The organism is Streptomyces sp. AC512_CC834 (genome assembly GCF_019049325.1).
Lineage (GTDB): Bacteria > Actinomycetota > Actinomycetes > Streptomycetales > Streptomycetaceae > Streptomyces.
On the sequence record NZ_JAGMUO010000097.1, the window covers coordinates 615,344 to 641,871 of the forward strand.

Here is a 26,528-nt window from a genome sequence, read left to right on the forward strand (position 1 = left end):
GTCTGCCTCCTTCTGCGGCCTTTACGGCATCCGGGTGCCTGTGCGCGCGAGTCGGGCCCGGTCAGCGTGGCGGTTCGGGGGTCCGTTCCTACGTTTGCGGTATGACTATCGGATTCTCATCCCGGTCGGCTCGATCCACCTGCGTGCTCTGCGTGGCAGGGCTGCTGACGCTCATGCCCGCCGCCGCGGCCGCCCGTGCGGAGCGGCCGGACCCCGGTCCGCCCGGCGGGCCCCGGGCCGCGGCGCAGCAGTCGGCGCTGTACCGCTCCGGCACCCAGGTCCGGCCGCACCCCGGGGTGCCCCGGGTCCCCGAAGTCTCCGCGCTGTCCTGGGTCGTGGCCGACGCCGGCAGCGGCGATGTGCTCGCGGCGAACGACGCGCACCGCGAGCTGCCCCCGGCCAGCACCCTCAAGACACTGTTCGCCCTCACGGTGCTGCCGGTCCTGCCGGGCGGCATCCGGCACGAGGTCAGCACCGAGGACCTGTCCGGCATCGGTCCGGGCAGCAGTCTGGTCGGTGTCGTCGAGGGCCAGACGTACCGGGTCTCCGATCTGTGGAACGGCGTCTTCCTCAACTCCGGCAACGACGCCGTGCACGTCCTGGCCTCGCTCACCGGCGGCTGGAGTGCCACGGCCGAGCGGATGCAGGCCGAGGCCCGTGCGCTCGGCGCCCGCGACACCCACGTACGCTCGCCCGACGGGTACGACGCGCCGGGCCAGGTCTCGTCGGCGTACGACCTGGCGGTCTTCGGCCGGGCGGGGCTGCGGCGTCCGGACTTCGCGCGGTACTGCGGCAAGGTCGACGCGATGTTCCCGGGCCGGGACGGGAGCTCGTACGGGATCATGAACACCAACCGGCTGCTCACCGGGGCGGACGGCGTGGAGCCGTATCCCGGGCTGATCGGCGTCAAGAACGGCTACACCAGCAACGCCGGCAACACGCTGATCGCCGCCGCCCGCCGCGACGGACGCACCCTGGTGGTGACCGTGATGAACCCTCAGGAGGGCGGCGGCTATGCGGTGTACGAGGAGGCCCGCTCGCTGCTCGACTGGGGGTTCGAGGCGGCCGGGCGGGTCGAGCCGGTGGGCTCGCTGGCCCCCGGGGACGCCCCGCCCGACGGACAGGGGCCGCAGGCGGTACCCGCGGCGGTGACCGCGGCGAAGCCGGCCGAGGACGACCCGGGCTGGCCGGAGACCGGCGCGATCCTGGGCGTCGCGGGGCTCGGCGCCGGGGCCATGGCGCTCGCCCTGCGGCTCAAGCTCGTGCGGGACGACGGAAGTTGACAGTCAGAACACGGACAGTCCCGTGAGCGTCGTGAAGCGGTCCAGGGCAGCCACCCCGGCCACCGAGTTGCCCCGCTCGTCCAGGCCGGGGCTCCACACGCACAGCGTGCAGTGGCCGGGCACGACCGCGATGATGCCGCCGCCGACCCCGCTCTTGCCGGGCAGGCCCACCCGGTGGGCGAAGTCGCCGGCCGCGTCGTACGTCCCGCAGGTCAGCATCACCGCGTTGACCTGCTTGGCCCGGCTGCGGCCGAGCAGCCGGGTGCCGTCGGCGCGGACACCGTGCCGGGCCAGGAACCCGGTCGCCAGCGCGAGGTCGGCGCAGGACGCGGCGACGGAGCACTGGCGGACGTACTGCTCGATGAGCACCGGGACGGGATTGTCGATGTTGCCGTACGACGCCATGAAGTGCCCGAGGGCGGCGTTCCGGTCGCCGTGCGCGGCCTCGGAGGCGGCCACCTCCTCGTCGTAGGTCAGGTCCGGGTTGCCGCTCTCCGCCCGCAGGAAGGCCAGTAGTTCGCCGGCCGCGTCGCCGGTACGGGTGTGCAGCCGGTCGGTGACGACGAGGGCGCCCGCGTTGATGAACGGGTTGCGCGGGATGCCGTTCTCGTACTCCAACTGCACCAGGGAGTTGAACGGGTTGCCGGACGGCTCGCGGCCCACGTGCTCCCACAGGGCGTCGCCCTCCCTGGCCAGGTCGAGGGCGAGGGTGAAGACCTTGGTGATCGACTGCGTGGAGAACGGTTCGCGCCAGTCCCCCACCCCGTACACCGTGCCGTCCGGCTCGGCGACGGCCATGCCGAAGCGGCGTGGGTCGCGAGCGGCGAGCGCCGGGATGTAGTCGGCGGGGCGGCCGCTGCCCGGGGTCCGCTCGATCTCCTCGGCGATGCGCTCCAGGACCGGCCGGAAGGTCGTCCGTGTGCTCATGATCGCCATTCTCCCCCCCGGCCAGGCCGCACGGCGGAAGGCATGCGGGGCGGCCCCCCGGACCGGGGTGGTGCTGGCCACACCCCCGCTTCGGGGGTAGCCGCCATCCCCCCAGCGGGAAACACCCCACATACTGTGCCGCATGGCCAATCCAACGGTGACCATCGAGAGCTTGCCCGCGCGCGAACTCGAACCCGACAAGGTACGCGAAAAGGGAAGCGACTTTGCCGAACTCTCACGGCGTATAGCCGACGCGGAGCTGCTCCGGCGCCGCCCGTTCTACTACACGGTGCGTTTCGGCGCCGTCGCCCTCGCTCTCGCGGGCGGCGTCGCCGCCTTCGTCGCCCTGGGGGACAACTGGAGTCAGTTGTTCGTCGCGGTGGCGCTCGCCGTCGTCTTCGGCCAGCTCGGACTGGCGGCACACGACCTCGCCCACCGGCAGGTCTTCTCACGCCGGCGCGCCAGCGAGACGGGCGGTCTGCTGGCGGCCAACCTGCTGCTCGGCATGAGCTACGGCTGGTGGATGAACAAGCACACCCGCCACCACGCCAACCCCAACCACGAGGAGAAGGACCCGGACGTCGCCCCCGACATCCTGGTGTGGTCGCGGGGTCAGGCGAGCAGGGCGACAGGGCTTCCGCGTTTCATCGGCAAGCACCAGGCCGCCCTGTTCTTCCCGCTGCTGACGCTGGAGGGCCTCAATCTGAGCTTCAACAGCTTCAAGGCGCTGGGCAGCCGGGCCGTGAAGCGGCCGGTCCTGGAGGGCACCCTGCTCGTCGTCCACTTCGTCGTGTACTTCGGCGGCCTGTTCGCGGTGCTGTCGCCGGGCAAGGCGCTCGCCTTCATCGCCCTGCACCAGAGCCTGTTCGGGATCTACCTGGGCTCGGTCTTCGCGCCCAACCACAAGGGCATGCCGATGATCGAGGAGGGCACGCGGCTGGACTTCCTGCGCCGCCAGGTCCTCACCTCCCGCAACGTGCGGGGCGGCGCGTTCGTCGACGCCTTCATGGGCGGCCTCAACTACCAGATCGAGCACCACCTCTTCCCCAGCATGCCCACTCCCGCCCTCGGCCGGGCCCAGGCCATCACCGAGGCGTACTGCGCCGAGCTGGGCGTCCCGTACCACCAGACGGGGCTGCTGGCCTCCCACCGCGAGGCACTGCGGCACTTGAGGAGCGTCGGGGAGCCGCTGCGCGAAGCCCACTGAGCGGGGTACTCGGGAGCGAGTCGGCGTGCGGCGGCGGTCAGCCGTGCAGCACGCCGCCGCCGAGCAGCCCGAACAGCAGGACGCCCACCACGATCCGGTAGATCACGAACGCGTTGAAGGAGTGCTTGGCGACGAACTTCAGCAGCCAGGCGATGGAGGCGTAGGCCACCACGAAGGAGACGAGGGTGCCGACCGCCAGGGGCGCGGCACCCGCCCCCGTACCCAGGGCGTCCTTCAGCTCGTACAGGCCGGCGCCGGTCAGGGCCGGGATGCCGAGGAAGAAGGACAGCCGGGTGGCGGCGACCCGGTCGAGGTCGAGCAGCAGGGCGGTGGACATGGTGGCGCCGGAGCGGGAGAAGCCCGGGAAGAGCAGGGCCAGGATCTGGGAACCGCCGACCAGCATCGCGTCCTTGAACGAGGTGTCGTCCTCGCCGCGCTTGTGCCGGCCGGTCCGGTCCGCCACCCACATCACCCCGCTGCCGACGATCAGCGAACCGGCGACCACCCACAGCGAGGCCAGCGGTCCCTTGATCAGCGGCTTGGCGGCCAGGCCCACGAGCACGATCGGGATCGTGGCGAGGATGACCCACCAGGCGAACTTGTAGTCGTGGTGGTAGCGCTCCTCCCGGTCGGTCAGCCCGCGCAGCCACGCGGAGACGATCCGCACGATGTCCTTGGAGAAGTAGACGAGGACGGCGGCGATCGCGCCGACCTGGATGACCGCCGAGAAGCCGATGACGGAGTCGTCGTCCACGGGGATGCCCATCAGCCCCTCGACGATCTTGAGATGTCCGGTCGAGGAGACGGGGAGAAACTCGGTCACCCCCTCGACGGCTCCGAGGACGACGGCCTGACCGATGCTGATGACGCTCATGGAACCCAGTTCCTACTACACGCGGGTGAGCGCCCCGCGTCATGGCCAGAGCGCGTCGGCCACTGTCACCCCCGCGAACGCCGCCGCGAGGCCGGCCGCCACACTCGCCACCACGTTCACGCCGGCCCGGAGACGGGCACCGGTCTCGGCCAGCCGGAGCGTTTCGTGGGAGAAGGTCGAGTACGTCGTGAGGGCCCCGCACAGCCCGGTCCCCAGCAGCAGCCGCAGATCGGACCCGGCGGCTCCCGCCGGCGCGGCGCCCATCAGCAGGCCCAGCACCAGACAGCCGACGACGTTCACCGTGAAGGTGCCCCAGGGGAGGACCGAGTCGTGCCGGGACCGCACCGCGCGGTCGGTGAGGTAGCGCAGCGGGGCCCCGATCATGCCGCCCGCGACGACCAGCAGCCAGTTCACCACGTCCTCCTGCTCCCGCTCTCGCGCTCGTACCCGGCCTCGCGGTCGTCGGGCCCCGTCATGCCGCCCGCCTCCGCTTCAGGACGCGGCGGGCCGCCCAGGTGGCGAGCCACACCGCGGTGAGCGCCGCGAGGGGGGTCGCGGCCAGGTAGGCCAGGCCGGTGCGGACCCGGCCGTCGGCGAACAGGTGCCGGCTGTCGACCGCGTAGGTGGAGAAGGTGGTGAAGCCGCCGAGCACGCCAGTGCCGAAGAAGGGCCGGACCAGGCGGTGGGCGGCCCACACCTCGGTGACGGCCACCATGAACACGCCGATCACGGCGCAGCCGACGGCATTGACCCCGAAGGTCGTCCACGGGAAACCGGCGGTGTGCGTCGGCCACCACAAGGAGGCCGCGTAGCGGGCGGCGGCGCCGGTACCGCCGCCGAGGGCCACGACGGCGACGACCGGTGCCTGGGAGCGCCACGTCGACAGCTCCGGAGCGATCGGCCGGACACCGCTGAGACCGTCGGTCTTCGGGGCTGTCATGGTCGTAGGTCTCCTACTCGCCGGGCAGGGGGATGCCACTGTTCGCAAGTAGGGACCGTTGGCGGCGGGTGTGCCGCGGTTCGGGTACGGCGGGCCCCACCGCCGCGCCGCGCGCGTGAGCCGCGGCAGCCACCCAGCGTAGCGCGGGCCCTTCGTCCGCGCCTACCAGCCTTTTTCAGATACTTGCACATTCAATGAATGATGCTCCGGTGCTACCGTGCGGGTATGGCAGCCACGACGTCCGGCACGCGGCTCGAGGACCGGTGGCGGGACATCCTGTCGGTGCACGCGCGCACGGTGTGCGAGATCGACCGGGCGCTGCACCCGTACGGCCTGGGAGCGAGCGACTTCGAGGTCCTCGACATCCTTTCGATCCTCGCGACCGAGGCGCCCGAAGGACTCGGGGAGGGCGGCGCCCGGTGCCGGGTGCACAGTCTGGTGGGCCGGGTCCACCTGAGTCAGAGCGCGCTGTCCCGGCTCATCGCCCGGCTGGAGAAGGACGGGCTGGTGGAGCGCTCGATGTGCGCGGAGGACCGGCGCGGCGTCCGGGTCGCGCTGACCCACAGGGGCCGTGAGCTGCACACCGAGGTACTGCCGCTGCAGCGGGCCGCACTGGCCCGCGTGCTCGGCGACGACGAGAGCGGCGAAGGGCACTCGCCCCTAGGGACGGGCCGCTAGGGACGGGCCAGCAGTGTGCGCACCCCGTCCGACGTGAGGGTGAGGCGGTGCTCCGAGCCGGCGTCGATGGACAGCGACAGGTCGTCGGCGGGCCACTGCGAGGCGAGAGCACCCAGGGGCACCATGCGGTAGCGGGAGACGTACGGCAGCAGGTCGGCCATCTCCAGCTCCGAGGTGAACACGGGCACCACCTGCCGGCCGCCCTGCTGTTCCAGCACCGGCAGCGCCAGCATCCCGGGGTCGGCGGCCTCCTGGTCGTTCGAGTCGTCGGGCACCGGCACGAGGACGTCGCTGCTCGCGAGCGTGTCGAGCGCCGCCGTGTCCTCGGTGTTCTCGGCCAGCGTGTCCAGCGCCCGCCGGGCGGGCGTGACGGGGTGGTCGTTCGCGGGTGTCTCCATGGCAGATTCCCTGGTAGCGGCGTGGTTCGGCCCGCGCGCATGATCGGCACGAGCACGGTCCAGCCTCGCGTACCCGGTGGTCCACGGCGCAATCCTGTTCGACGACGCCGATGACCACCGCGCCCGCCCCGTACTCATCTGATCGACCGGGAGCCCACTTGATCGATCAGTAATGCGGTCGGGTTAGCATATGAGCGCCGCCTAGCTCGAAAGATAGATACGTGACTGTCAACGACGACTCGTTCACCAACTGGAAGAACCGCGAGGAAACCGCGGAATCGATGATCCCGATGATCGGGAAGCTGCACCGGGAGCAGGACGTCACGATCCTGCTGCACAGCCGTTCCCTGGTGAACAAGTCGGTGGTCAGCATCCTCAAGACCCACCGCTTCGCCCGCCAGATCGCCGGCGCGGAGCTGTCGGTCACCGAGACGATGCCCTTCCTGCGGGCCCTCACCACGCTCGACCTCGGTCCCTCCCAGATCGACATCGGCATGCTCGCCGCGACCTACAGGGGCGACGACCGTGGGCTGACGGTGGCGGAGTTCACCGCCGAGGCCGTCGCCGGGGCCACCGGAGCCAACAAGATCGACCTCCGCGAGCCCCGCGACGTCGTCCTGTACGGCTTCGGGCGCATCGGCCGGCTCGTGGCCCGCCTGCTCATCGAGAAGGCGGGCTCGGGCAACGGCCTGCGGCTGCGCGCCATCGTCGTCCGGGGCGGGGGCGAGCGGGCCGCCGAGGACATCGTGAAGCGTGCCTCGCTGCTGCGCCGCGACTCCGTGCACGGCCAGTTCCAGGGCACGATCACCGTCGACGAGGACAACCGCACGATCCTCGCCAACGGCAACGCGATCAAGGTGATCCACGCCGACGACCCGACGCAGGTCGACTACACGGCGTACGGCATCAAGAACGCCATCCTCATCGACAACACCGGCAAGTGGCGCGACCGCGAGGGCCTGTCGAAGCACCTGCGTCCCGGCGTCGACAAGGTCGTGCTGACCGCGCCGGGCAAGGGCGACGTCCCCAACATCGTCCATGGCGTCAACCACGACACCGTCAAGCCGGACGAGCAGATCCTGTCCTGCGCGTCCTGCACCACCAACGCGATCGTCCCGCCGCTGAAGGCGATGGCCGACGAGTACGGCGTGCTGCGCGGTCACGTGGAGACGGTCCACTCCTTCACCAACGACCAGAATCTGCTGGACAACTACCACAGCTCGGACCGTCGTGGCCGCAGCGCGCCGCTGAACATGGTGATCACGGAGACGGGCGCCGCCTCCGCCGTCGCCAAGGCGCTGCCGGACCTCGAGGCACGGATCACCGGCAGCTCGATCCGGGTGCCCGTGCCGGACGTGTCGATCGCGATCCTCAACCTCCAGCTTGCCCGTGACGCGAGCCGCGAGGAGGTCCTCGACCACCTGCGCGAGGTGTCGCTGACCTCGCCGCTCAAGCGCCAGATCGACTTCATCGGCGCCCCCGACGCCGTCTCCAGCGACTTCATCGGCTCGCGGCACGCCTCGATCGTGGACGCCGGCGCGCTGAAGGTCGAGGGCGACAACGCGATCCTCTACCTCTGGTACGACAACGAGTTCGGCTACTCCTGCCAGGTCGTCCGCGTCGTCCAGCACGTCTCCGGGGTGGAGTACCCGACGTACCCGGCGCCGGCGGTCTGATCCGCGACGCCGCCGCAGCGGTACGCCCGAGGGGCGGTGGGAGCCGGTCTCCCACCGCCCCTCGCGCACACCCGGTCAGGAGCTGAGGCCCTCCACGAACAGGCGGCCAGGCACCCGGACCACCACAAGGCCCGCCACCGACTACGCGCACGACCCCGCCAGGGCCAAGAAGCTGCTCGCCGAGGCGGGCGTGGACAAGCTCTCCTTCACGCTGATGCTCACCGACAACGGACGGGTCGCCCGGCGCGGCCAGTGCTTCGAAGTTGCCCTGGCCGATCTCGGCGCACTGCGCGGCGGACTGCCGGGTCGCGGCGGCCCCCGCCCCCATCGCCAGGAACCTCGCGATGGTTGCATTTCTCCGGCCCGCGCTGCGCCGCGTCGCGATGATGCCGGTGATGCCGGTGATGCCGGTGATGGTCTTCGGCGTCCTCAGCGCCATGGACCGGGACCGCCGGCCGGACCAGGCTCCGGGTGGCGTCGATGGCCGGCATCGCCTTGCCGGCGCCGGCGGAGGGTCCCGAGGGGCACCGGTGGCACTGCGTCCACCCTCAGGACAGCACCGCGCCGGACGGAGTGGTCGGCGCGGGCTGAGGAGTATCGGTCGGCCCGGCCGGGGCATGCGTGTGATGGCACTCCCCGTCTGGGCGCCGTGCGGGACGACGGCCGGCTGATACGAGAATGGTTCCATGGACGCACTGGTTCGGCGCTCGCCCTGGGTCGAGGTGCTGGTCTGGTGCGTGGCGGTGCTGAGCCTGACGGTCCTGGCCGCGGCGGCCGTCGTCCGCAGTACGGTGCTCGATCCCGGGTTCTACGGCCAGGTGCTGGAGGACGAGCGGGCCTACCAGCGGTTCTACGACGAGGTGCTGGTGGACCCGGGCAGTACGCCGTTCACCAGCGACCTGCTGGAGCGGCTGCCCGTCCCGCAGTCGACCATCACCTCGAACCTCAAGGTCGTGATCCCGCCGGAGACCCTGCGGACCATGGGCGAGGCCCAGATCACGGAGATGGTCCACTACTTGGAGGGCGACCGTGACCGGCTGCGGATCACGGTCGATCTGGAGCCCGTCGTCGCGAACGTCGAACGGCTCAGCCAGGCGTACTTCGGTGATGCCGTCGCCGCGCTGCAGAAGCGGTCCGAACCCGACTTCCAGGCGTTCGTGCAACGGCTGTCCGAACTGGTGGCCCAGGTGGTGGCCGGTGAGGCGCCGCTGGAGGAGCTGCCGACGCTGCCCCTGTCCCACAGCCAGGCGGTCGCGGCCACGGACGCGCTGATGCGGCTGGTCCCGGACGGCGCGACGCACGACGGTGTCAGATCCACGGTGCGGACGGCGCTGGACCGGGGCGACGTGGCCTCGGCCCTGGCCGCGCTCGCTCCGGTCGCCCTGACCGACCAGGTCCGGGACGCCGCCGAGGAGCTGTTGCGGGAGGCGAGGCAGGGCACGTGGGTCGTGACCGTCGACGTCGAGCCCGGGACCGAGGCGCTGGCTCCGCTGGACCGCGCCCGCAACGTCACCAGGCTCTTCCAGGAGGTGGTGGAGCCCGCGGCGGCCGTGCTGTGCGCCGCCGCGCTCACCCTGCTGTGGTTCCTGACGCCGTCGCCCGCCAAGCGCCGGCTGATGCCGCTCGGCTGGGTACCGGCGGCCGCCGCCGCGCTGATGGCGCTCACCGTGCTCCTGTTGCGCCTCACGCTGGGCGACACGCTGTTCGGCACGCCCTCGGCGTGGCCGCCTGCGGCGTCGGGGCTGCTCGCCGACGTCCAGGCCGCCGCGCTCGACCGGCTGCTGAACACCGCCGTCGTCGTCGCGGTGATCCTGCTCGCCGCGGGCGCCCTGCTGATCACCGTCGGCTGGGTCTGGCAGACCCGGCCCAGTGTGCCCGTCCTCACCGATCCGCGGCACGTTCCGGCACTGACCTTCGCCGTCACCGCCTGCGCCCTCGTGGGCACGATGCTGGCGCCGGTGGCGATCACCGGCTCCTCACCGCGCATCTGCCAGGGCAGCGCGGAGTTGTGCGACGCCCGCTACGACGAGATCGCCCAGCTCGCGTCGCACAACGCGATGGCCACGACGGCGGACCGGTTCATCGGCCCCCTCCAGGACCCGGACATCGTCGGCCAGCTCAACGCGGGGGTGCGTGTGCTCCTCCTGGACACGCACCGCTGGGAGCGGCCCGAGGAGGTCGCGGAGCGGCTGAGCACCTCGGACTTCTCCCCCGCCGAGCGCCGCCGCCTGACCGGAATCCTGGAGCGGGTCAACCCGCCCCACCCGGGCCTGTGGCTGTGCCACTCGGTGTGCGGCGCAGGGGCCCTGGAACTGGAGCCGACCCTGCGGCAGATCGGTGAGTGGCTGCGCGACAACCCCACGGAAATCGTCACGCTGATCCTCCAGGACGGCGTGGACGCGGTGACGACCCAGGACGCCTTCCTCCGGGCCGGACTGGCCGATCTGCTGTACGAGCCGGACACGGACCCGGACCGCCCGTGGCCGGAGCTCGGGGAGATGATCGACAGCGGCCGGCGGCTGGTGGTCTTCGCGGAGAAGGCGGACGGCCCCGCGCCCTGGTACCGGAACCTCTACCGGTACGCCATGGAGACGCCCTTCGCCTTCCGCAGCCCGGACGAGATGTCCTGCCTGCCCAACCGTGGCGGCTCGGACAAACGGCTGTTCCTGCTCAACCACTTCGTCACGGCGGGCGGCGGACTGCGGCTGGACGCCGGGGTCGTCAACTCGCGGCAGCGGGTGCTGGAGCGGGCGCACACCTGTGAACGGCAGCGCGGCAGACCGGTCAACTTCATCGCGGTGGACTACGCGACGATCGGCGACGCGCTCGGCGCGGTGAACGAGCTGAACGCCGAACGCGTCGAGGACGACACCCACGACCCCGTCGACCGGTCGCCGGACCGGATCCGGGGCGCGCGGGACGCCCGGCGACGCGGTGGTGCTCCGCGTCGCCGGGCGGACTCCTCCTGATTGATTCCTACTGTCTGACTCCTATTGGTTGGCTCCTACTGGTTGATCTTGAACTGGGAGCCCGGCTCGATCCGTATGTCCTCCTCGGCCGAGTTGGTGATGGTGACGTCGGTCAGGGTGGCGCTGCCGCGGGCACCGCCCATCGCGAGGATGCCGGAGCCGTTGTTCGACTTGTCGATGCGGACGTTTTCGATCTTCACGTCCGGCATCGCACCGCCTCCCGTCTTGAACTGGATGCCGTCGTAGGTCGAGTCGAGGATCTCGGTGTCCCGGATGGTCACGCCCGGGATGTCCTTGCCCTGCGCGAAGAGGGTGATGGCACCGAACTCCTGGTCCTCGTTCCAGAACGCGCCGCCCGTGCGGTACAGGGCGTTGCCCGCGATGAGCGTCTGACCGGAGAAGGGCAGCGGGTCGTGGTCGGTGGCGAGCATGATGCCGGGGTAGTTCATGGTGTCGGAGATGACGTTGTTCTCGATGGTGTTGCCGTAACCGCCGTACACCGCGATGCCGTTGGCCCGCCACGGCAACTGGATCGTGTTGTTGCGGAAGTGGTTGTCGTGGCCGATATCCACCGACGTGTCCTTCACGTACTTGTTGGCCCAGACCGCGAGCGAGTCGTCGCCGGTGGTGCGGAAGGAGGAGTTGTAGACGGTGGAGTTGCGGGTGCCGTTGGAGAAGTTGATGCCGTCCGCGTAGGTGTCGCGGATGCGCATGCCGGTGAATTCCAGGCCGTCGGCGGGGCCCCACAGCTCGGGGATGTTCGAGTAGTCGCGGCCGACCCAGACGCCGACGTTGGCGTGCTCGATCCACACGTTGCTGATCTTGGTGTTCTTGCCGAAGCGGCCGTTGAGGCCGACGCCGCCCTCCTGGTTGCCGTCGCCGCCCCGGATGGTGCCCGAGCCGAAGATGGCGATGTCGGAGATCTTGGTGTTGTCGTCGATGTCGAAGCCGAAGTTGCCTTCGTGCGGATGGTTGATGCCGCCGGCCTCGTGCGGCGGGGTCAGGGTGTAGAACTGGGAGTGCCACATCCCGGCGCCGCGGATGGTGACGTCGCGGATGCCGACCTGGTTGTACTGGCCGCGGTCCTGCGGGTCGTCGGTGAGGATCTTCTGCTCCTGGCGCCACTGTCCGGCGGGGATCCACACGCAGTCGATCCTGCCGTTCTGGTCGTCGGTGACGGCGCGCTGGAGGGCGTCGGTGTCGTCGAGTCCGTCGCCGGGGACGGCCCCGTACTCGGTGATGGAGGTGCACTCGGCGGGCTTGGCCTTCGGCGGCGCGACCTGCTCCAGGTCGATCAGGTCGATGACGTGGAAGGCGGCCGAGTCGCCCGCGTCGCGCTGGAGGCGGAACTCGGTGCCCTGCGGGAAGGTCCGGTCCAGCAGCGCGTGGGACTCGTCGAAGAGGCGCCGCGCGTCGCCGCCGGGCCGGTTGGTGAGGCCTTCGGGGTCGTCGGTGTTGCCGTACAGCCAACTGTGCTTGGACGACAGGCTCAGCTTCTGCACGAACTCGCCGTCGGCGTAGAGGCTGATGGTGGCCTCCGCTCCGCCGCCGCCTGGGGCGTCGGGGACGGAGTTGCGCACCACGATGGAGTTGGTGGGTGTGGTGGAGGTGAACTCGACGTACTCACCGGTGGAGTCGAGCCGGACGGACTTGCGGCCCGAGGACTCGGTGCCGAAGTTGGTGTGGCCGAAGGTGCGCTTGGCGTCGGTGGTGAGCAGGGTGCCGTTGTAACGGCCGTCCTCCGCCTCGTACTCGGTGTACGGCACGGCGGCGCCGCGTCCGACGACGAGGGACTTGGCGAGCACGTTGTTGTTCTCGTTGGTCTCGTCGACGGCGCCGGTGGCGTCGGCGGACGCGGAGAGGGTGACTCCGCCGCCGGTCGCCGTCCAGGTGCCGCTGATCGGCACGTTCACCGTGGCGTCGGCCGCGACCTCGCCCGTCTCTCCGTCCAGCGTGGTGGAGCCGGCCTGGATCCGGGTCACCGAACCCGCCGCGACGGCGCTCGTGCCGCGGTTGTGCACGGCGACGGTGAAGGAGACCTTCGCGCCCACCGCCGGGTTGGCCGGGTTGGTGGTGATGGAGCGCACCTCCAGGTCGGGTCCGGGAGCCTGGTCGACGACCAGCCGGTCGGTGGCGGCGCGGCTGTTGTTGGTGTCGTCGAGTTCGGCGACGGTGTCCCGCGGGTCGGCCACCGCGGCGACGGCGTAGCTGCCCGCCGCGTGGGTGCCGGTGGCGACGGCGACCTCGGCGGACTCGCCGGGGTCGAGCGCGGGCACCGGGGCGCTGCCGGCGGCCGTGCCCTCCACGGTGACCTCGGTGGTCGTCGCCTCCGAGGCCGCGGTGCCGGCGTTGCGGACCGTGGCGTCGACGGTGACCTCGTCGCGCTCGTTCGGCGCGGCGGGCGACCAGTCGAGGCCGGTGACCGTGAGGTCGGGCGCGGGGGCGGCGGTGCCCAGGACCTGGAACTCGGCGACCTGGCCGCCGGGCGCGCCGGTGTTGGAGAAGAACCGGAGCCGTACGTCGGCGATCCGGCCGCTGACCGGGATGGTCACCGCGTTGTCCTGGCCGGGGCTGAAGTCGTAGTCGGCGCGGTCGCGCAGCGAGGTGAAGTCGCTGTCGCCCTCGGCGCGGCCGAACACCTGGATGCCCTGGGTGCGGGCGGACCACACCGGGTCCGGGTTGAGCTTGACCACCACGCCGCTGACGTCCGCGTCGGCGCCGAGCTCGACGGTGAGGTCGGCCGGTTGGCCGGCGGCCTCCCAGTACGTGGAGGTGGAGTCGTCGGTGGCGTTGGCCGCGACGTAGTTCTGCGTCGTCGAGGTGGCCTCGACCGGCTTGTTGCGGGCGAGGTTGGTGCCGGTGGGCGGCGGGCCGGTGTCGACTTCGTCGCCGTACACCTCCAGTTCGGCCAGTTGCGCGGCGTTCCAGCCGGTGTTGCCGGTGATGTCGACGCGGACGTAGCGGGCCTCGGAGGAGGAGGCGAGGTCGATGGCGACGGTGCCCGCCTGTGCCGGGCCGAACGGCCGTGCACCCCAGGCGTCGAGGGTGCGGAAGGTGGAGCCGTCGGTGCTGCCCCGCAGGGAGAGCGTCTGGCTCCGGCTCTCCCAGCCGGCGGGCAGCTTGAGCACCACCCGGTCGACGTCACGGGCGGTGCCGAGGTCGACCTGGAGCCACTGCGGGAAGGCGCCGGCCGGTCCCTCCCAGTAGGTGGCCTGCTGTCCGTCGGTGGCGTTGCCCGCCGGGTACGCGCCGTGCGAGCCGCCCGCCCTGGCCGGGCGGCCGAGGGCCAGGTTGACGTCGGCGGCGGCCGTCACCGGCGCGGTCGCGGCCTGCGCGGTCGCGGCGAAGGGCAGCGGCAGCAGCCCGACCGTCATCAGCCCGGCGACGACGGCGCCGGTGAGCGTCCGTCGTCCGGGAGATCTCCGTCTCATGGGGGTCCTCTGTTCCGTGGGGAGTCGGGGAGCGGGCGCGACGGTCCGGCAAGTAGGGGAGAAGCACCGACTCTGCGCGCCAATTGAGCAGGACAGTCGATTCTTTGCGGAAAGTGCGTCATCAGGTTTCTAGCGCGTCACCGGTTTGTCAACGGTCGCGGATGAGGCGGGAGTTGACACGTAAACGACTTGCGTTGCTTGCATTGAGCTTGCGCAGCGCTTGAACTGGCAACCAGCGGCCGCATCACGCGGAACGGAATGTTCGAAGCTCGCAAGGCACGCAAGTCATGCACGAGGCGCAGCAACGACAAGGGCCGGCCCGACGCCCGTAGGCGTCGAGCCGGCCCTCGCCGGTGGTGGGGTCCCCGTGGGACCGGTCGGTCCGTTCAGTCCGTGCCGGACTCCATCGCGGCGCGGTCCAGCAGCTCGTCGTCGGCGGAGACCTCGCCGCGGGAGGCGATGGCCTGGGCACCGCCCTCGGGCATGGCACCGATCAGACCGGTCGCGGCGGCCTGGGCGGCGCCGATGGAGGTGTCGGCCGTGCCGATCAGACCGAGCCCGGCGTACTGCTCCAGCTTGGCGCGCGAGTCGGCGATGTCGAGGTTGCGCATGGTGAGCTGGCCGATCCGGTCCACCGGACCGAAGGCGGAGTCCTCGGTGCGCTCCATGGACAGCTTGTCCGGGTGGTAGCTGAACGCCGGTCCGGTGGTGTCGAGGATCGAGTAGTCCTCACCGCGCCGCAGCCGCAGGGTGACCTCGCCGGTGACCGCCGAGCCGACCCAGCGCTGGAGCGACTCGCGGATCATCAGCGACTGCGGGTCGAGCCAGCGGCCCTCGTACATCAGCCGGCCCAGGCGCCGCCCCTCGGCGTGGTACTGGGCGATCGTGTCCTCGTTGTGGATCGCGTTGACCAGGCGCTCGTAGGCGGCGTGCAGCAGGGCCATGCCGGGCGCCTCGTAGATGCCCCGGCTCTTGGCCTCGATGATCCGGTTCTCGATCTGGTCGGACATGCCCATGCCGTGCCGGCCGCCGATGGCGTTGGCCTCCATCACCAGGTCGACCGCGGAGGCGAACTCCTTGCCGTTGACCGTCACCGGGCGGCCCTGGTCGAAGCCGATCGTCACGTCCTCGGCGGCGATCTCGACCGAGGGGTCCCAGAACCGCACGCCCATGATGGGCTCCACGGTCTCCACACCGGTGTCGAGGTGCTCCAGCGTCTTGGCCTCGTGGGTGGCGCCCCAGATGTTGGCGTCGGTGGAGTACGCCTTCTCCGTGGAGTCCCGGTAGGGGAGGTCGTGGGCGAGGAGCCACTCCGACATCTCCTTGCGGCCGCCCAGCTCGGTCACGAAGTCGGCGTCCAGCCACGGCTTGTAGATGCGCAGCTGCGGGTTGGCCAGCAGGCCGTACCGGTAGAACCGCTCGATGTCGTTGCCCTTGAACGTGGAGCCGTCGCCCCAGATCTGGACGTCGTCCTCGAGCATCGCCCGGACCAGGAGGGTGCCCGTGACGGCGCGGCCGAGCGGCGTGGTGTTGAAGTAGGCACGCCCGCCCGAGCGGATGTGGAACGCCCCGCAGGTGAGCGCGGCCAGCCCCTCCTCGACCAGCGCCTCGCGGCAGTCGACCAGGCGCGCGATCTCGGCGCCGTACTTCTGCGCACGGTCGGGCACCGACGCGATGTCGGGCTCGTCGTACTGACCGATGTCGGCGGTGTACGTGCACGGGACGGCGCCCTTGTCACGCATCCACGCGACCGCGACCGAGGTGTCGAGGCCGCCCGAGAAGGCGATACCGACGCGCTCGCCGGTGGGAAGGGAGGTGAGGACCTTGGACATAGGAAGAGTATGCATGACAACGCATGGCCATGCAAAGCCTGGGTGGTCACCGGGCCGGCAGCGCCACGTACTGGTACTCCAGGAACTCCTCGATCCCCACCCTGCCGCCCTCCCGGCCGAGGCCCGACTGCTTGACTCCGCCGAAGGGGGCGGCGGGGTTGGAGACCAGACCGGTGTTGAGGCCGACCATGCCGACCTCGAGGCGTTCGCTGACCCGCAGGGCCCGGTCGAGTCCCTCCGTGAACAGGTACCCGACGAGTCCCCAGGGGGTGTCGTTGGCCCGGCGTACGACCTCGTCCTCGTCGTCGAAGGTGAGAATCGCCGCGACCGGGCCGAAGATCTCCGTTTCCATCAGACGGCTGTCCGGGGAGACGTCGGTGAGCACCGTGGGCGGGTAGAAGCTGCCGGGGCCCTCGGGCGTACTGCCGCCGACCAGCACCCGGGCGCCGCGTTCCACCGCGTCGGCGACCAGGTCCTCGACCTTGGCGCGTCCGGCGGTGTCGATGAGCGGGCCGACGTCGACGCCCTCACCGGTGCCGGGGCCCACCACGAGCGCCCCCATCCGCCGGGCGAGCCGGTCCGCGAACTCCTCCGCCACCGAGCGGTGCACGAAGAAGCGGTTGGCGGCGGTGCACGCCTCGCCCATGTTGCGCATCTTGGCGACCATCGCGCCGTCCACGGCCACACCCAGGTCGGCGTCGTCGAAGACGACGAACGGCGCGTTGCCGCCCAGCTCCATCGAGGTCCGTACGACGGTGTCGGCGCACTGTGCGAGGAGCAGCCGGCCGACGGCCGTCGAACCGGTGAAGGACAGCTTGCGGATGTGCCCGCCCCGCAGGAGCGGTTCGCACACCTCACCCGCCCTGGAGGTGGTGACGACGTTCAGCACGCCGTCGGGCAGCCCCGCCTCCTCGAGGATCGCGGCGAGGGCCAGGCTGGAGAGCGGGGTCTGCGGGGCGGGCTTGAGCACCGTCGTGCAGCCGGCCGCGAGAGCGGGGCCGATCTTGCGGGTGCCCATGGCGAGCGGGAAGTTCCAGGGGGTGATCAGCAGACAGGGTCCGACCGGGCGCCGGGAGAGCAGCATGCGGTTGCGCCCGTCGGGAAGGATGCCGTGGCCTCCGTCGATACGGACGGCCTCCTCGGAGAACCAGCGGAAGAACTCGGCGGCGTACGCGACCTCGCCCCGGGCCTCGGCCAGCGGCTTGCCCATCTCGGACGTCATCAGACGGGCGAGTCCGTCCGCGCGGTCGAGGATGATCTCGTACGCGCGGCGCAGGATCTCGCTGCGCGCCCTGGGCGCCGTGCGGGCCCACTCCCCCTGTGCCTGGACGGCCGCCTCCTCGGCGAGCCGGGCGTCCTTGAGGCCCGCGTCGGCGACGTGGCAGAGGATCTCGCCGGTCGCCGGGTCGTCCACGGGCATGACGGCGCCGTCCGCGGCGTCCGTCCATGTGCCGCCGATGAACAACTGCGTGGGTGTGTCGGTCATGACTTGCCTCCCCGCGTGCCGGTGCCGGCCTCGACGGCGGCGGCCCACGCACGGACTCCTTCGTCGACGGCCGTCTCGTCGACGACCAGTGCCGGGATCATCCGGACCACCTGGTTCCAGGCCCCGCAGAGCAGGAGCAGCAGGCCCTCGTCGACGGCGGCCCGCTGGACCCGGGCGGCGGTGTCGGGGTCCGGCTCGCCGTCCTCCGTGACGAACTCGCTCGCCAGCATCAGCCCCATGCCCCGTACGTCTCCGATGGCCGGGGTCCGGGCCGCCACCGCCTCAAGGCCGTGGCGCAGCCGGGCGCCCATCGTCTCGGCGTTCTCGACGAGCTTCTCGTCGCGTACGACGTCCAGCGTGGCGCAGGCCGCCGCGCACGCGACCGCGTTGGCACCGTACGTACCGCCCTGCGAGCCGGCCCAGGCCTTGCGCATCAGTTCCTCGGGGGCCGCGATGCCGGACAGTGGGAAGCCGCTGGCCAGGCCCTTGGCGGTGACGAGGATGTCGGGGGCGACGCCGAAGTGGTCGTGGCCCCAGAACCGGCCGGTGCGGCCCACGCCGGTCTGCACCTCGTCCAGGATCAGCAGGAAGCCGTGCCGGTCCGCGCGCTCCCGCAGGCCCTCCATGAAGGCGCGGTTCGCGGGGACGTACCCGCCTTCGCCGAGCACGGGCTCGACGACGACGGCGGCGGTGTCGGCGGGCGAGGAGATCGTCTGGAGGGTGTAGTCGAGTTCCTTCAGGGCGAAGCGGGTGGCGGTCTCCTCGTCCCAGCCGTAGCGGAAGGCCGTCGGGAACGGCGTGACGACCACGCCGCTCATCAGCGGCGAGAAGCCGGAGCGGAAGCGGGTGCCGGAGGTGGTCATGGAGGCGGCGGCCACGGTCCTGCCGTGGAAGCCGCCGTGGCAGACCAGGACGTTGGGCCTGCCGGTGGCCTGGCGGGCCAGTCGCAGCGCCGACTCGACCGCCTCACTGCCGGAGTTGGTGAAGAACAGGCTGTCCAGACCGGGCGGCAGCACCTCGCCGAGCCGGTCGACGAGGCGCCGCAGCGGCTCGTGCATGACGGTCGTGTACTGGCCGTGGATCAGCGTGCCCACCTGCTCCTGGGCGGCGGCCACGACGCGGGGGTGGCAGTGCCCGGTGCTGGTGACGCCGATGCCGGCGGTGAAGTCCAGATAGCGGCGGCCGTCCTCGCCGTGGAGGTGGACGCCCTCGCCCCGGACCGCCACCACGGGGGTGGCCTGGCGAAGGTGCGGCGACAGTGCGGTCATGCTCGTCTCCCGGCCTGCTCGTCGGTCTCGTCGGTCTCGTCGGTCTCGTCGGTCTCGTCGGTCTCGTCGGTCTCGTCGGTCTCGTCGGTCTCGTCGGTCTCGTCGGTCTCGTCGGTCTCGTGGATCTCCTGCGGTGCCCCGAGCCTTCCCGCCGCGGCGGGCCCGGGAACGCGTGATCTGTCCGGCCGGGGCGCGGTATCCGGACGATGTGTCAGCCGTTCGGCTCCCCTCGCACCACCCGTTCGCGCCCCTGCCGTCCTCCGAGCGCTCTTGCACAGGTCAACGTGGCTTGTCAGAGTGACCAGGGCGCGCAGGGAGGCACCGTGACCGAGAACCGGCAGCCGGGCCCGGCGGGCCGATCGCCCACCGTGGCCGACGTGCTGGCGCTGCCCGTCCTGGCGGGGGGCGATCCGCGGGTGGTCACCGGCGCGGACCACGTCGACCGTCCGGTCCGCTGGGTCCACATCACCGAACTGACGGACCCCGCCTCCTTCCTCAAGGGCGGCGAACTCGTCCTCACCACGGGCATGCCGCTGCCCGAGGACCCGGCCGGGGTGCGCCGCTACGTCGACGAACTCGCCGCGGTCGGTGCCGCGGCGCTGGTCATCGAGCTGGTACGCCGCTACCACCGGCCGCCCGACGCCCTCGTCCAGGCCTGCCGGGCGCGCGGGCTGCCCCTCGTCACGCTCGCCAAGGACGTCAACTTCCTGGAGGTCACGCAGGTCGTCCACACGCTGATCCTCGGCAGCCAGGCGGACGCGATGCGCAGGACCCAGCGCGTCCACGAGGCGTTCACCGCCCTCACCCTGCGCGGAGCGGGTCCCGAGGACGTGCTGCGTGCCGCGGCGGAGATGAGCGGACGCACGGTCGTCCTGGAGAACCTGGTCCACCGCGCGCTGGTCTGCGAGCCCTCCGGCAGCACGGCACAGGCCGCGCTCACCGACTGGGAACGCCGCTCACGAACCACCCCGGCCACCGACCGCACCGGGGTCGCGGGCCCCGAGGGCTGGCTCGTGACCCCGGTGGAGTACCAGGGCGAAAGCTGGGGCCGAGTGGCCATGCTCCCCAACCCACCCCGCGCACCTGACACACCCGGCTCACCGGGCACGCCCGGGCCGCCCGACCCGTCTGACACGTCCGGCACGTCCGGCACGTCCGCCCAGACCGACCCGCCCGGCACGCCTGACACCCCCAGCCCGCCCAGCGTTCCGGACCCTCCGGGTCCTCCGGGCACGTCCGGGTCGGCCGCTGCTCCGGGGTTTGGGCCCGAGGACGTCACCGTGCTGGAGAGAACGGCGATGGCCCTCACCATCGCCCGCCTCACCCACCCCACGCCCTGGGAGCGCACGGCCCACCGGAACGTCCTGCGCGACCTGGCCGAGCAGCGCCACCGCTCCCCCGCGGACGCGCGCGCCCGCGTCGCGGCCCTGGGGCTGCCCGCGGAGCACGCCCACTTCGTCGCCGTACTCGCGGACGTCCCGTCGCAGGAGGACGCCGGGGCGGCCGAGATCCGCCTCTCCGAGGGGCTGGGCACCACGCAGGCCATGGCACTCGTCGGGCTCCTCTCCCCCACCCGCCTCGGCGTGCTGCTGGCGCTGCGTCCGTCCCGGCCCTGGCGCGAGGCGGTCGAGCGGCTGAGCCGCAGCGCACTGGACGCGGCCCCGGGCGCGACCGTGAGCGTCGGCTCCCCGGCCGCCGATCTCGCCGACGTGGCGCGCTCGTTCCGCGAGGCGGCCCGCGTGGCCGAGGCCACCGAACCCGGGCAGCCCCTCCCGGTCGACCGCTCCTTCCACGAACGGTCGGACGTCGGCCTGCGCGGCCTGCTGTTCGCGCTCCGCGACGACCTCCGCGTCCAGGACTACGCGGAACAGCGGTTGGGCCCGCTCCTCGACCACGACGCACGCCACGGCACCGACCTCGTGGCGACCCTGCGCGGCTATCTGGACGCCGCCGGCAACAAGACCGTCGCCGCCCGCTGGGCCGGTCTGTCCCGGGAGACCCTCTACCAACGGCTGCGCACCATCGAGCGGTTGCTCGGCCGCGACCTCGAGTCCGGCGAGCAGCGCACCGAGGTCCACGTGGCGCTCCAGGCACTTGACGCGCTGCGGGGCCGCTGACCGTTCACGACGTCGCGCGTCGGCGCCCGTTCACCCAGCCGAGCAGAACGACCGAGCACACCGCCGCGAACGCGCACCAGGTCGAGACGAACTCCAGCCGCCACAGGGCCCAGCAGATCAGCGCGCCCACCGCGGCCAGGACACCGAGCGCCCGCAGCCCCCGGTCGCCGGCCAGGAGCAGCGCGCCGACCGTCGCCACCAGGTAGCCCCCGACCAGCAGTTCGGCATGGGGCACGTCCACCACGTAGGCGACGGTGTGACCGCGGATCTCCGCGCGCACGGGACGCGTGGCGAGGACGTACGCGAGGGCCGCCGCGGTCGCGACTCCGACGGCGAGCGGCACGGTCGCTCTGCGCCGCGCACGCGGTGGGGCGGCGCACAGCACGCCCAGCGGAACCCAGAGCGCGAGCAGCGGGAGGGCGATGACGGCCCAGGCCAGGGTGGCCGGGCCGGTGCCTCCCCGCGAGGCCCAGACCGCGGCCTCGACCATCTGGTGGGCTCCGAGCAGCACGGGCAGTGCGGCGAGGGGCAGGTCACGCGGCCGGCGTGTTCGCCCGACACAGGCCACCCCGACGGCCGCGACCCCGACACCCGCGACGAGATCGGCCTCCGCGCTCCAGCACATCTCTGCGTCCTCGGGTCGGCCGACGGTCCCCCCATCCTCACCGATCCGCCGGGCCGCGGCCCTGTCGACACGGCAACGGACCGAGCGACGACGCCGCCGCCGCCGGACAGGCCCGCGCCACAAGGACGTATCGTTCCGCCATGTCGCTGAGCCGGATCACTCTGTCGTCGCGCCGCTCCATCGCCCTGGCCGAGCTGCGGCTCTCCTCGACCTACGGCGGACTGCTCGAAGGCGTCCCGACCAAGCGCGTCAACGAGGGCATCATCGCCGGCCGGCTACGCGTCGCGCGGGAGGCCTACCCGGGTTGGCCCGTCCACCTCATACCGCCCGAACTCACGGACACCGGCAGGACCACGCGCCTGGACGAGCCGATCGAGCAGCTGCCCGCCGTCGCCTGCGTCGGCGCGTTCGACTCGGGCGAGATCGACCCGGCCCACGACTCCGGCTGGTACTTCTCCGCGCTGGTCGTGGTCTGGTTCCAGCACACCCCGGATCCCCCGTCGAACGACAACGCCCCCGCGCCCCTGCGTGCACTCCCGTGGGAAGAGCTGGCGAAGGACTTCGAGGACTGACGGGGGTGCGACGAGCGGTGGTCCCGGACGCCCTCGCCCGGGACCACCGCTCGTTCCACCGCCGACGGCTCAGGCGCCCGCGGCGGCCTCCTGCGCGAATACGGCGTGCAGCCGCCGCGTGTGGTCGACCCGGCGTTCCACGCCGGTCAGGGCCACCGTCGCCGTCAGCAGCGGCTCGGTGCTGGACGCGGCGAACCGCAGTTCCAGGTCGCCCGGCTCGACGACGCGCCGGCCGTCGCGTCCGGTGAAGGAGGCCAGGTCGGCGGGTACCTCGACGCGCACCCGGCGGGCCTCGCCGGGGGCCAGCGGCACCCGCGTGTAGCCGACGAGGCGCTGCACCGGCTGGACGACGGAGGCGACCGGATCGTGCAGATAGAGCTGCACGACCTCGGTGCCGTGCCGTTCGCCGGTGTTGCGGACGGTGAGTTCCAGGGAGAACTCGCCGTCGGTGGGTGCCTCCTTGGTGTGCGCCACGAGGTCGCTCCAGGCGAACGTGGTGTACGTGAGGCCGTGCCCGAAGCCGAAGGCGGGCGTCGGGTCGATGTTGGACACCTCGCTGGCGTGGGCGAGCCGCGCCCCGAGGTAGGTGGTCGGCTGGGCGCCCGCTCCGCGCGGCACACTGACGGGCAGCCTGCCGGTGGGACCGGTGCGCCCGCTGAGCACGCCGGCGACGGCCGCCGTGCCCTCCTCGCCGGGGAAGAACGACTGCACGATCGCGGCGGCCTCGGTCACGGCCCGCCCCAGGGCGTAGGGACGTCCGGCGAGCAGCACCGTCACGACCGGCTTGCGGGTGTCGAGGAGTGCGTCGAGGAGCCGCTGCTGCGCGCCGGGCAGCGCCAGCGACTCGACGTCGCAGCCCTCTCCGCTGGTGCCGCGTCCGAACAGCCCGGCGCGGTCGCCCAGGACGGCGACGACGACATCGGCGTCGCGGGCCGCCCGGACGGCCTCGGGGATGCCGTAGACGTCGCCGTCGTCGACCCCCGTGCCGCGCACGAGAGTGAACTGGGCGTCGGGGAACTCGGCGGCCAGGGTGTCGCGCAGGGTGGGGAGTTCGATGCCGACCGGCTTCGCGGGGTGGTGGACGCCGATGTGCTGGGGGAAGGAGTAGCAGCCCAGCACGGCGGTGGGCTCGTCGGCGTTGGGGCCGACCAGGGCGATGCGGCGCGGCCTGTCGAGCGGCAGGGTGCCGTCGTTGCTGAGCAGCACGACCGCTTCCTCGGCGACCGTGCGGGCCAGTTCGCGGTTGGCGGGGCCGTCCAGGTCGATCCGGCCGCGCAGGGCGTCCGGGTCGTCCGGGTCGGCGCCCTCCAGCGCGGAGGGCACCGGGTTCCAGTCCGGGTCGAGCAGTCCGAACATCGCCTTCTGGGTGAGCACCCGGCGCAGGGCGCGGTCGATGAGCGCCTCCGGAACGCGGCCGTCGGCGACGGCCTCGGCCAGGGGCGCCCCGAACGTCTTGACGGTGGGCAGTTCGATGTCGACGCCCGCTCGCAGCGCGGCCCCGGCGGCGCCCGCCCAGTCGGCGGCGATGCCGTGCAGGGTCTTGAGGAAGGCGATGGCGAAGTAGTCGGCGACGACGGTGCCTTCGAAGCCCCAGGTGTCGCGCAGCAGCCCGGTGAGCAGGTCCTCGTCGGCCGCGGCGGGCATGCCGTCGATGTCGGTGTAGGAGTGCATCACCGATCGCGCGCCGCCCTCGCGGATCGCCATCTCGAAGGGGGGCAGCAGGACGTCGGCGCGTTCGCGCGGGCCCACGGAGGAGGGGGCGAGGTTGCGTCCGGCGCGGGAGGCCGAGTAGCCGACGAAGTGCTTGAGGGTGGCGACGATCCCGGCGGACTCGAGGCCCCGCACGTAGGCGGTGCCGATGGTGCCGACGAGGTAGGGGTCCTCGCCGATGGTCTCCTCGACCCGGCCCCAGCGGGCGTCGCGCACCACGTCTAGGACGGGCGCGAGACCCTGGTGGACACCGACGGACCGCATGTCGCGGCCGATGGCGCCGGCCATGCGCCGGATCAGGTCCGGGTCGAAGGTCGCGCCCCAGGACAGCGGGACGGGATAGGCGGTCGCGCCCCAGGCGGCGAAGCCGGCCAGACACTCCTCGTGCGCGAGAGCGGGGATGCCGAACCGGTTCGTGGCGGCGATGCGGGCCTGGGTGCGCATGAGGGAGAGCGCGCCGAGCGCCGGGTCGACGGGGGCGGTGCCGAAGGGGCGGGTGAGTTGGCCGAGGCCGGTGGGCAGGAGTGTGTCGAGGTCGACGGCCTCCTCCATGTCGTGCTGATGGGGGGCGACGTCTCCGCCCTCGTTGGACGCGCCCACCCACACGCCGTACAGCTGGGCGATCTTCTCCTCGGGGGTCATCGCCTCGATCAGCGCGGACACCCGGTCGAAGAGGGATAGGGCGGGGTCGTTCCAGAGGGGGATTTCGGGGGTGGTCTCAACGGCCACGTCGTGGGTCACTTTCCTCCGACGCCCATCAGGCCCTGGACCAGGGCGCGACGAGCGAACAGGTAGACGAGCAGGATGGGCACCATGGACAGCACCACGGCTCCCAGCAGACCGGGGATGTCGATGCCCTGCGCGGTCTGGAAGTTGTACAGACCCAGCGTGACCACCTTGGTGGATTCGGACTGGGTCAGGACGAGCGGGAACAGGAAGCCGTTCCACGCCTGGAGCGCGGAGAACACCACGATCGTGGAGACTCCGCCGCGGGACAGCGGCACGACGAGCTGGAAGAACATGCGCCGCGGGCTGGCGCCGTCCATCGCCATGGCCTCGTACAGCTCCGGGGAGATGTCACGCATCGCGCCGCTGAGGATCAGCGCGGACATCGGCAGGCAGAACGCGGCCGTGGGCAGGATGACGCCGAGGAGGTTGTCGTACAGCCCGGCTTCGCTGATCAGGTAGAACATCGGCACGATCACGGCCTGGGCCGGGATGGCGAGGCCGAGCAGGAACAGCCGGAAGATCGCCGACGTGGTTCTGCCGCGGCTGCGGACGATCGCGTAGGCGAGCGGTGGGACCAGCAGCAGCACGATGCCGATCACGCAGGCGGTGACGACCAGCGTGTTGAAGAAGTACTGGCCGAAGCCCGAGTCGAAGGCACCGGTGTAGTTGTCCAGCGTGAAGCTGTCCGGGATCGAGACCGGGCCGTTCTCGGCGTAGTCCTGACGGGTGCGCAGCGTCGCGGCGAGCATCACGTACAGCGGCAGGCCGACCAGGAGGAGCCAGACGAGCGAGCCGGCGCCGGCCAGGTAGTTCGGTCGGCGCCTCATGACACACCCTCCGCAGAGCTGCGCATCTTGTCGTAGCCGGAGACCCGGACGACGATGAGCGAGATGATCGTGGCCGCGACGACCAGGGTCAGGGCGATCGCGGAGCCGGTGCCGTAGTCGAAGCTCTTGAACGCCTTGTCGTACATGTAGTAGGCGCTGATGGTGGTGTCGGTGCCGGGTCCGCCCTGGGTCAGGATGAGGACCGTCTCGAACGTGGTCAGGCCGCCGACGATCATCAGGATCATCGAGGTGATCATGGAGGTGCGCAGCTGCGGCAGGGTGATGTGGAAGAACTGCCGGTAGCGGCCCGCCCCGTCGATCTCCGCCGCCTGGTACAGCACCTGGGGGACCGCGCGGGCGGCGCCCTGGTAGATCAGCGTGTGGAACGGGGTGAACTGCCAGGTGCTGACGAACGCCAGCACCCCGATGGCGGTGGCCTGTTCACCGAACAGGTTGCCGTCGCCGAACAGCCAGGTGGCCTCGGCCGGGATGCCGAAGTTGGGGTCGAGCAGCGCCCGCCACAGCACGGACACGGCCGTGGCGGACAGCAGCAGTGGGATGAAGTAGACGACCGACAGGACGGCGCGGTTGCGCTGGTGGCCGGCGGCCCAGACGCCGAGCAGGATGCTCAGCGGGGTCTGGAGGACCACGCCGAGCACGGTCAGCAGCAGGGTCAGCCAGATGCTCTTGAGCATCACCGGGTCGTCCATCAGGCGCGACCAGTTGTCCATGCCGACGAACTCGGGCGAGCTGATCCCGTCCCAGCTCATGAAGGACAGCACCGCCACCATGATCAGCGGGACGATCGCGAAGAGGGCGAAGAACAGTGCGGCGGGCAGCGCCCAGGCGAAGCCGGGGCGGCCCACTTTCGTTGCGGACGAGGCGGGCCGGGCGCTCGTGATCTGTGTCGTCATGAGCCGTTCGTCACTCGGTCGGGAGGGCCTGCATGGCCTTGATGAAGCCGTCCGTGTCGAGCGTT

General features: G+C 71.7%; 21 protein-coding genes. 8 read left to right on the forward strand and 13 right to left on the reverse strand.

All coding sequences use genetic code 11. From position 1 onward, the window contains the following. Nucleotides 1-101 precede the first annotated feature (101 nt). Nucleotides 102-1,283, forward strand: coding sequence for a D-alanyl-D-alanine carboxypeptidase family protein (locus tag KUM40_RS30335; RefSeq protein ID WP_217169393.1), 1,182 nt, complete (start codon nucleotides 102-104; stop codon nucleotides 1,281-1,283). Nucleotides 1,284-1,286: 3 nt separating this feature from the next. Here KUM40_RS30335 and KUM40_RS30340 read toward each other — a convergent pair whose 3' ends face one another. Continuing rightward, the gene (locus KUM40_RS30340) at nucleotides 1,287-2,219 is read right to left on the reverse strand and encodes a glutaminase (RefSeq protein WP_217169394.1); all 933 of its coding nucleotides are present in this window, start codon (nucleotides 2,217-2,219) and stop codon (nucleotides 1,287-1,289) included. A 133-nt stretch (nucleotides 2,220-2,352) separates the two neighbouring features. Here KUM40_RS30340 and KUM40_RS30345 point away from each other — a divergent pair, with 133 nt between their 5' ends. Next, the gene (locus KUM40_RS30345) at nucleotides 2,353-3,417 is read left to right on the forward strand and encodes an acyl-CoA desaturase (RefSeq protein WP_217169395.1); all 1,065 of its coding nucleotides are present in this window, start codon (nucleotides 2,353-2,355) and stop codon (nucleotides 3,415-3,417) included. A gap of 37 nt (nucleotides 3,418-3,454) precedes the next feature. Here the strand turns inward: KUM40_RS30345 and KUM40_RS30350 are convergent, their stop codons facing one another. Genes KUM40_RS30350 through crcB (KUM40_RS30360) form a run of 3 tightly spaced genes read right to left on the reverse strand, consistent with a single transcriptional unit; the run spans nucleotide 3,455 to nucleotide 5,231 of the window. Beyond that, entirely contained in the window at nucleotides 3,455-4,291 is an 837-nt protein-coding gene (locus tag KUM40_RS30350; protein ID WP_217169396.1) for an undecaprenyl-diphosphate phosphatase, read from the reverse strand. Nucleotides 4,292-4,330: 39 nt separating this feature from the next. Beyond that, nucleotides 4,331-4,705 (reverse strand): fluoride efflux transporter CrcB, encoded by a 375-nt coding sequence (gene crcB, locus KUM40_RS30355; RefSeq protein ID WP_217169397.1) that lies wholly within the window; start codon nucleotides 4,703-4,705, stop codon nucleotides 4,331-4,333. Between the two features lie 58 nt (nucleotides 4,706-4,763). Continuing rightward, complete coding sequence (gene crcB / locus KUM40_RS30360; RefSeq protein WP_217169398.1) at nucleotides 4,764-5,231, reverse strand: fluoride efflux transporter CrcB; 468 nt, start codon at nucleotides 5,229-5,231, stop codon at nucleotides 4,764-4,766. Nucleotides 5,232-5,456: 225 nt separating this feature from the next. On the opposite strand from crcB (KUM40_RS30360), the gene KUM40_RS30365 reads away from it, so the two are divergent. Next, the gene (locus tag KUM40_RS30365; RefSeq protein WP_217169399.1) at nucleotides 5,457-5,909 is read left to right on the forward strand and encodes a MarR family winged helix-turn-helix transcriptional regulator; all 453 of its coding nucleotides are present in this window, start codon (nucleotides 5,457-5,459) and stop codon (nucleotides 5,907-5,909) included. On the opposite strand, the gene KUM40_RS30370 is transcribed toward KUM40_RS30365, so the two are convergent. Next, complete coding sequence (locus KUM40_RS30370) at nucleotides 5,906-6,307, reverse strand: SseB family protein (protein WP_217169400.1); 402 nt, start codon at nucleotides 6,305-6,307, stop codon at nucleotides 5,906-5,908. The two genes, KUM40_RS30365 and KUM40_RS30370, sit on opposite strands and share 4 nt — an antisense overlap. A 221-nt stretch (nucleotides 6,308-6,528) precedes the next feature. On the opposite strand from KUM40_RS30370, the gene KUM40_RS30375 reads away from it, so the two are divergent. Next, a complete protein-coding gene (locus tag KUM40_RS30375; protein ID WP_217169401.1) occupies nucleotides 6,529-7,983 on the forward strand; it encodes a glyceraldehyde-3-phosphate dehydrogenase in 1,455 nt (484 codons plus the stop codon). A gap of 686 nt (nucleotides 7,984-8,669) precedes the next feature. Then, entirely contained in the window at nucleotides 8,670-10,952 is a 2,283-nt protein-coding gene (locus tag KUM40_RS30380) for a PI-PLC domain-containing protein (protein WP_217169402.1), read from the forward strand. Between the two features lie 35 nt (nucleotides 10,953-10,987). Here KUM40_RS30380 and KUM40_RS30385 read toward each other — a convergent pair whose 3' ends face one another. From KUM40_RS30385 to KUM40_RS30400, 4 genes are all read right to left on the reverse strand, one after another. Then, nucleotides 10,988-14,383, reverse strand: coding sequence for a CARDB domain-containing protein (locus tag KUM40_RS30385; protein ID WP_217169403.1), 3,396 nt, complete (start codon nucleotides 14,381-14,383; stop codon nucleotides 10,988-10,990). 386 nt (nucleotides 14,384-14,769) lie between these two features. Further along, on the reverse strand, nucleotides 14,770-16,215 hold the full coding sequence (gene argG / locus KUM40_RS30390; RefSeq protein ID WP_217169404.1) for an argininosuccinate synthase: 1,446 nt from the start codon (nucleotides 16,213-16,215) through the stop codon (nucleotides 14,770-14,772). A 46-nt stretch (nucleotides 16,216-16,261) separates the two neighbouring features. Further along, nucleotides 16,262-17,701, reverse strand: coding sequence for an NAD-dependent succinate-semialdehyde dehydrogenase (locus KUM40_RS30395; protein ID WP_217169405.1), 1,440 nt, complete (start codon nucleotides 17,699-17,701; stop codon nucleotides 16,262-16,264). Then, a complete protein-coding gene (locus KUM40_RS30400; RefSeq protein ID WP_217169406.1) occupies nucleotides 17,698-18,969 on the reverse strand; it encodes an aspartate aminotransferase family protein in 1,272 nt (423 codons plus the stop codon). The genes KUM40_RS30395 and KUM40_RS30400 overlap by 4 nt, the downstream gene beginning before the upstream one ends. Between KUM40_RS30400 and KUM40_RS30405 the strand changes: the two genes are divergently transcribed. Both KUM40_RS30405 and KUM40_RS41735 read left to right on the forward strand, forming a co-directional pair. Beyond that, a complete protein-coding gene (locus KUM40_RS30405) occupies nucleotides 18,960-19,145 on the forward strand; it encodes a hypothetical protein (protein ID WP_217169407.1) in 186 nt (61 codons plus the stop codon). The genes KUM40_RS30400 and KUM40_RS30405 overlap by 10 nt on opposite strands. A gap of 147 nt (nucleotides 19,146-19,292) precedes the next feature. Beyond that, entirely contained in the window at nucleotides 19,293-21,086 is a 1,794-nt protein-coding gene (locus KUM40_RS41735) for a PucR family transcriptional regulator ligand-binding domain-containing protein (RefSeq protein ID WP_308401272.1), read from the forward strand. Nucleotides 21,087-21,090: 4 nt separating this feature from the next. Here KUM40_RS41735 and KUM40_RS30420 read toward each other — a convergent pair whose 3' ends face one another. After that, on the reverse strand, nucleotides 21,091-21,711 hold the full coding sequence (locus tag KUM40_RS30420; protein ID WP_217169408.1) for a DUF6629 family protein: 621 nt from the start codon (nucleotides 21,709-21,711) through the stop codon (nucleotides 21,091-21,093). A 140-nt stretch (nucleotides 21,712-21,851) separates the two neighbouring features. Between KUM40_RS30420 and KUM40_RS30425 the strand changes: the two genes are divergently transcribed. Continuing rightward, nucleotides 21,852-22,283, forward strand: coding sequence for a hypothetical protein (locus KUM40_RS30425; protein ID WP_217169409.1), 432 nt, complete (start codon nucleotides 21,852-21,854; stop codon nucleotides 22,281-22,283). A gap of 69 nt (nucleotides 22,284-22,352) precedes the next feature. Here KUM40_RS30425 and KUM40_RS30430 read toward each other — a convergent pair whose 3' ends face one another. From KUM40_RS30430 to KUM40_RS30440, 3 genes are read right to left on the reverse strand one after another with little or no spacing between them, the layout of a single operon-like run. Further along, nucleotides 22,353-24,734, reverse strand: a complete 2,382-nt coding sequence (locus tag KUM40_RS30430) for a glycoside hydrolase family 3 N-terminal domain-containing protein (RefSeq protein WP_217169410.1) — start codon at nucleotides 24,732-24,734, stop codon at nucleotides 22,353-22,355. After that, a complete protein-coding gene (locus tag KUM40_RS30435; protein ID WP_217169411.1) occupies nucleotides 24,731-25,549 on the reverse strand; it encodes a carbohydrate ABC transporter permease in 819 nt (272 codons plus the stop codon). Before KUM40_RS30435 ends, KUM40_RS30430 begins: the two co-directional genes overlap by 4 nt. Then, on the reverse strand, nucleotides 25,546-26,463 hold the full coding sequence (locus tag KUM40_RS30440) for a carbohydrate ABC transporter permease (protein ID WP_217169412.1): 918 nt from the start codon (nucleotides 26,461-26,463) through the stop codon (nucleotides 25,546-25,548). Before KUM40_RS30440 ends, KUM40_RS30435 begins: the two co-directional genes overlap by 4 nt. Nucleotides 26,464-26,528: the final 65 nt, after the last annotated feature.

Excerpts from the sequence above, each read along its gene's own strand:
- KUM40_RS30335 (WP_217169393.1), top strand. The coding sequence starts at position 102 with ATGACTATCGGATTCTCATCCCGGTCGGCTCGATCCACCTGCGTGCTC.
- KUM40_RS30340 (WP_217169394.1), bottom strand. The coding sequence starts at position 2,219 with ATGGCGATCATGAGCACACGGACGACCTTCCGGCCGGTCCTGGAGCGC.
- KUM40_RS30345 (WP_217169395.1), top strand. The coding sequence starts at position 2,353 with ATGGCCAATCCAACGGTGACCATCGAGAGCTTGCCCGCGCGCGAACTC.
- KUM40_RS30350 (WP_217169396.1), bottom strand. The coding sequence starts at position 4,291 with ATGAGCGTCATCAGCATCGGTCAGGCCGTCGTCCTCGGAGCCGTCGAG.
- crcB (WP_217169398.1), bottom strand. The coding sequence starts at position 5,231 with ATGACAGCCCCGAAGACCGACGGTCTCAGCGGTGTCCGGCCGATCGCT.
- KUM40_RS30365 (WP_217169399.1), top strand. The coding sequence starts at position 5,457 with ATGGCAGCCACGACGTCCGGCACGCGGCTCGAGGACCGGTGGCGGGAC.
- KUM40_RS30370 (WP_217169400.1), bottom strand. The coding sequence starts at position 6,307 with ATGGAGACACCCGCGAACGACCACCCCGTCACGCCCGCCCGGCGGGCG.
- KUM40_RS30380 (WP_217169402.1), top strand. The coding sequence starts at position 8,670 with ATGGACGCACTGGTTCGGCGCTCGCCCTGGGTCGAGGTGCTGGTCTGG.
- KUM40_RS30385 (WP_217169403.1), bottom strand. The coding sequence starts at position 14,383 with ATGAGACGGAGATCTCCCGGACGACGGACGCTCACCGGCGCCGTCGTC.
- argG (WP_217169404.1), bottom strand. The coding sequence starts at position 16,215 with ATGTCCAAGGTCCTCACCTCCCTTCCCACCGGCGAGCGCGTCGGTATC.
- KUM40_RS30395 (WP_217169405.1), bottom strand. The coding sequence starts at position 17,701 with ATGACCGACACACCCACGCAGTTGTTCATCGGCGGCACATGGACGGAC.
- KUM40_RS30400 (WP_217169406.1), bottom strand. The coding sequence starts at position 18,969 with ATGACCGCACTGTCGCCGCACCTTCGCCAGGCCACCCCCGTGGTGGCG.
- KUM40_RS30420 (WP_217169408.1), bottom strand. The coding sequence starts at position 21,711 with ATGTGCTGGAGCGCGGAGGCCGATCTCGTCGCGGGTGTCGGGGTCGCG.
- KUM40_RS30425 (WP_217169409.1), top strand. The coding sequence starts at position 21,852 with ATGTCGCTGAGCCGGATCACTCTGTCGTCGCGCCGCTCCATCGCCCTG.
- KUM40_RS30435 (WP_217169411.1), bottom strand. The coding sequence starts at position 25,549 with ATGAGGCGCCGACCGAACTACCTGGCCGGCGCCGGCTCGCTCGTCTGG.
- KUM40_RS30440 (WP_217169412.1), bottom strand. The coding sequence starts at position 26,463 with ATGACGACACAGATCACGAGCGCCCGGCCCGCCTCGTCCGCAACGAAA.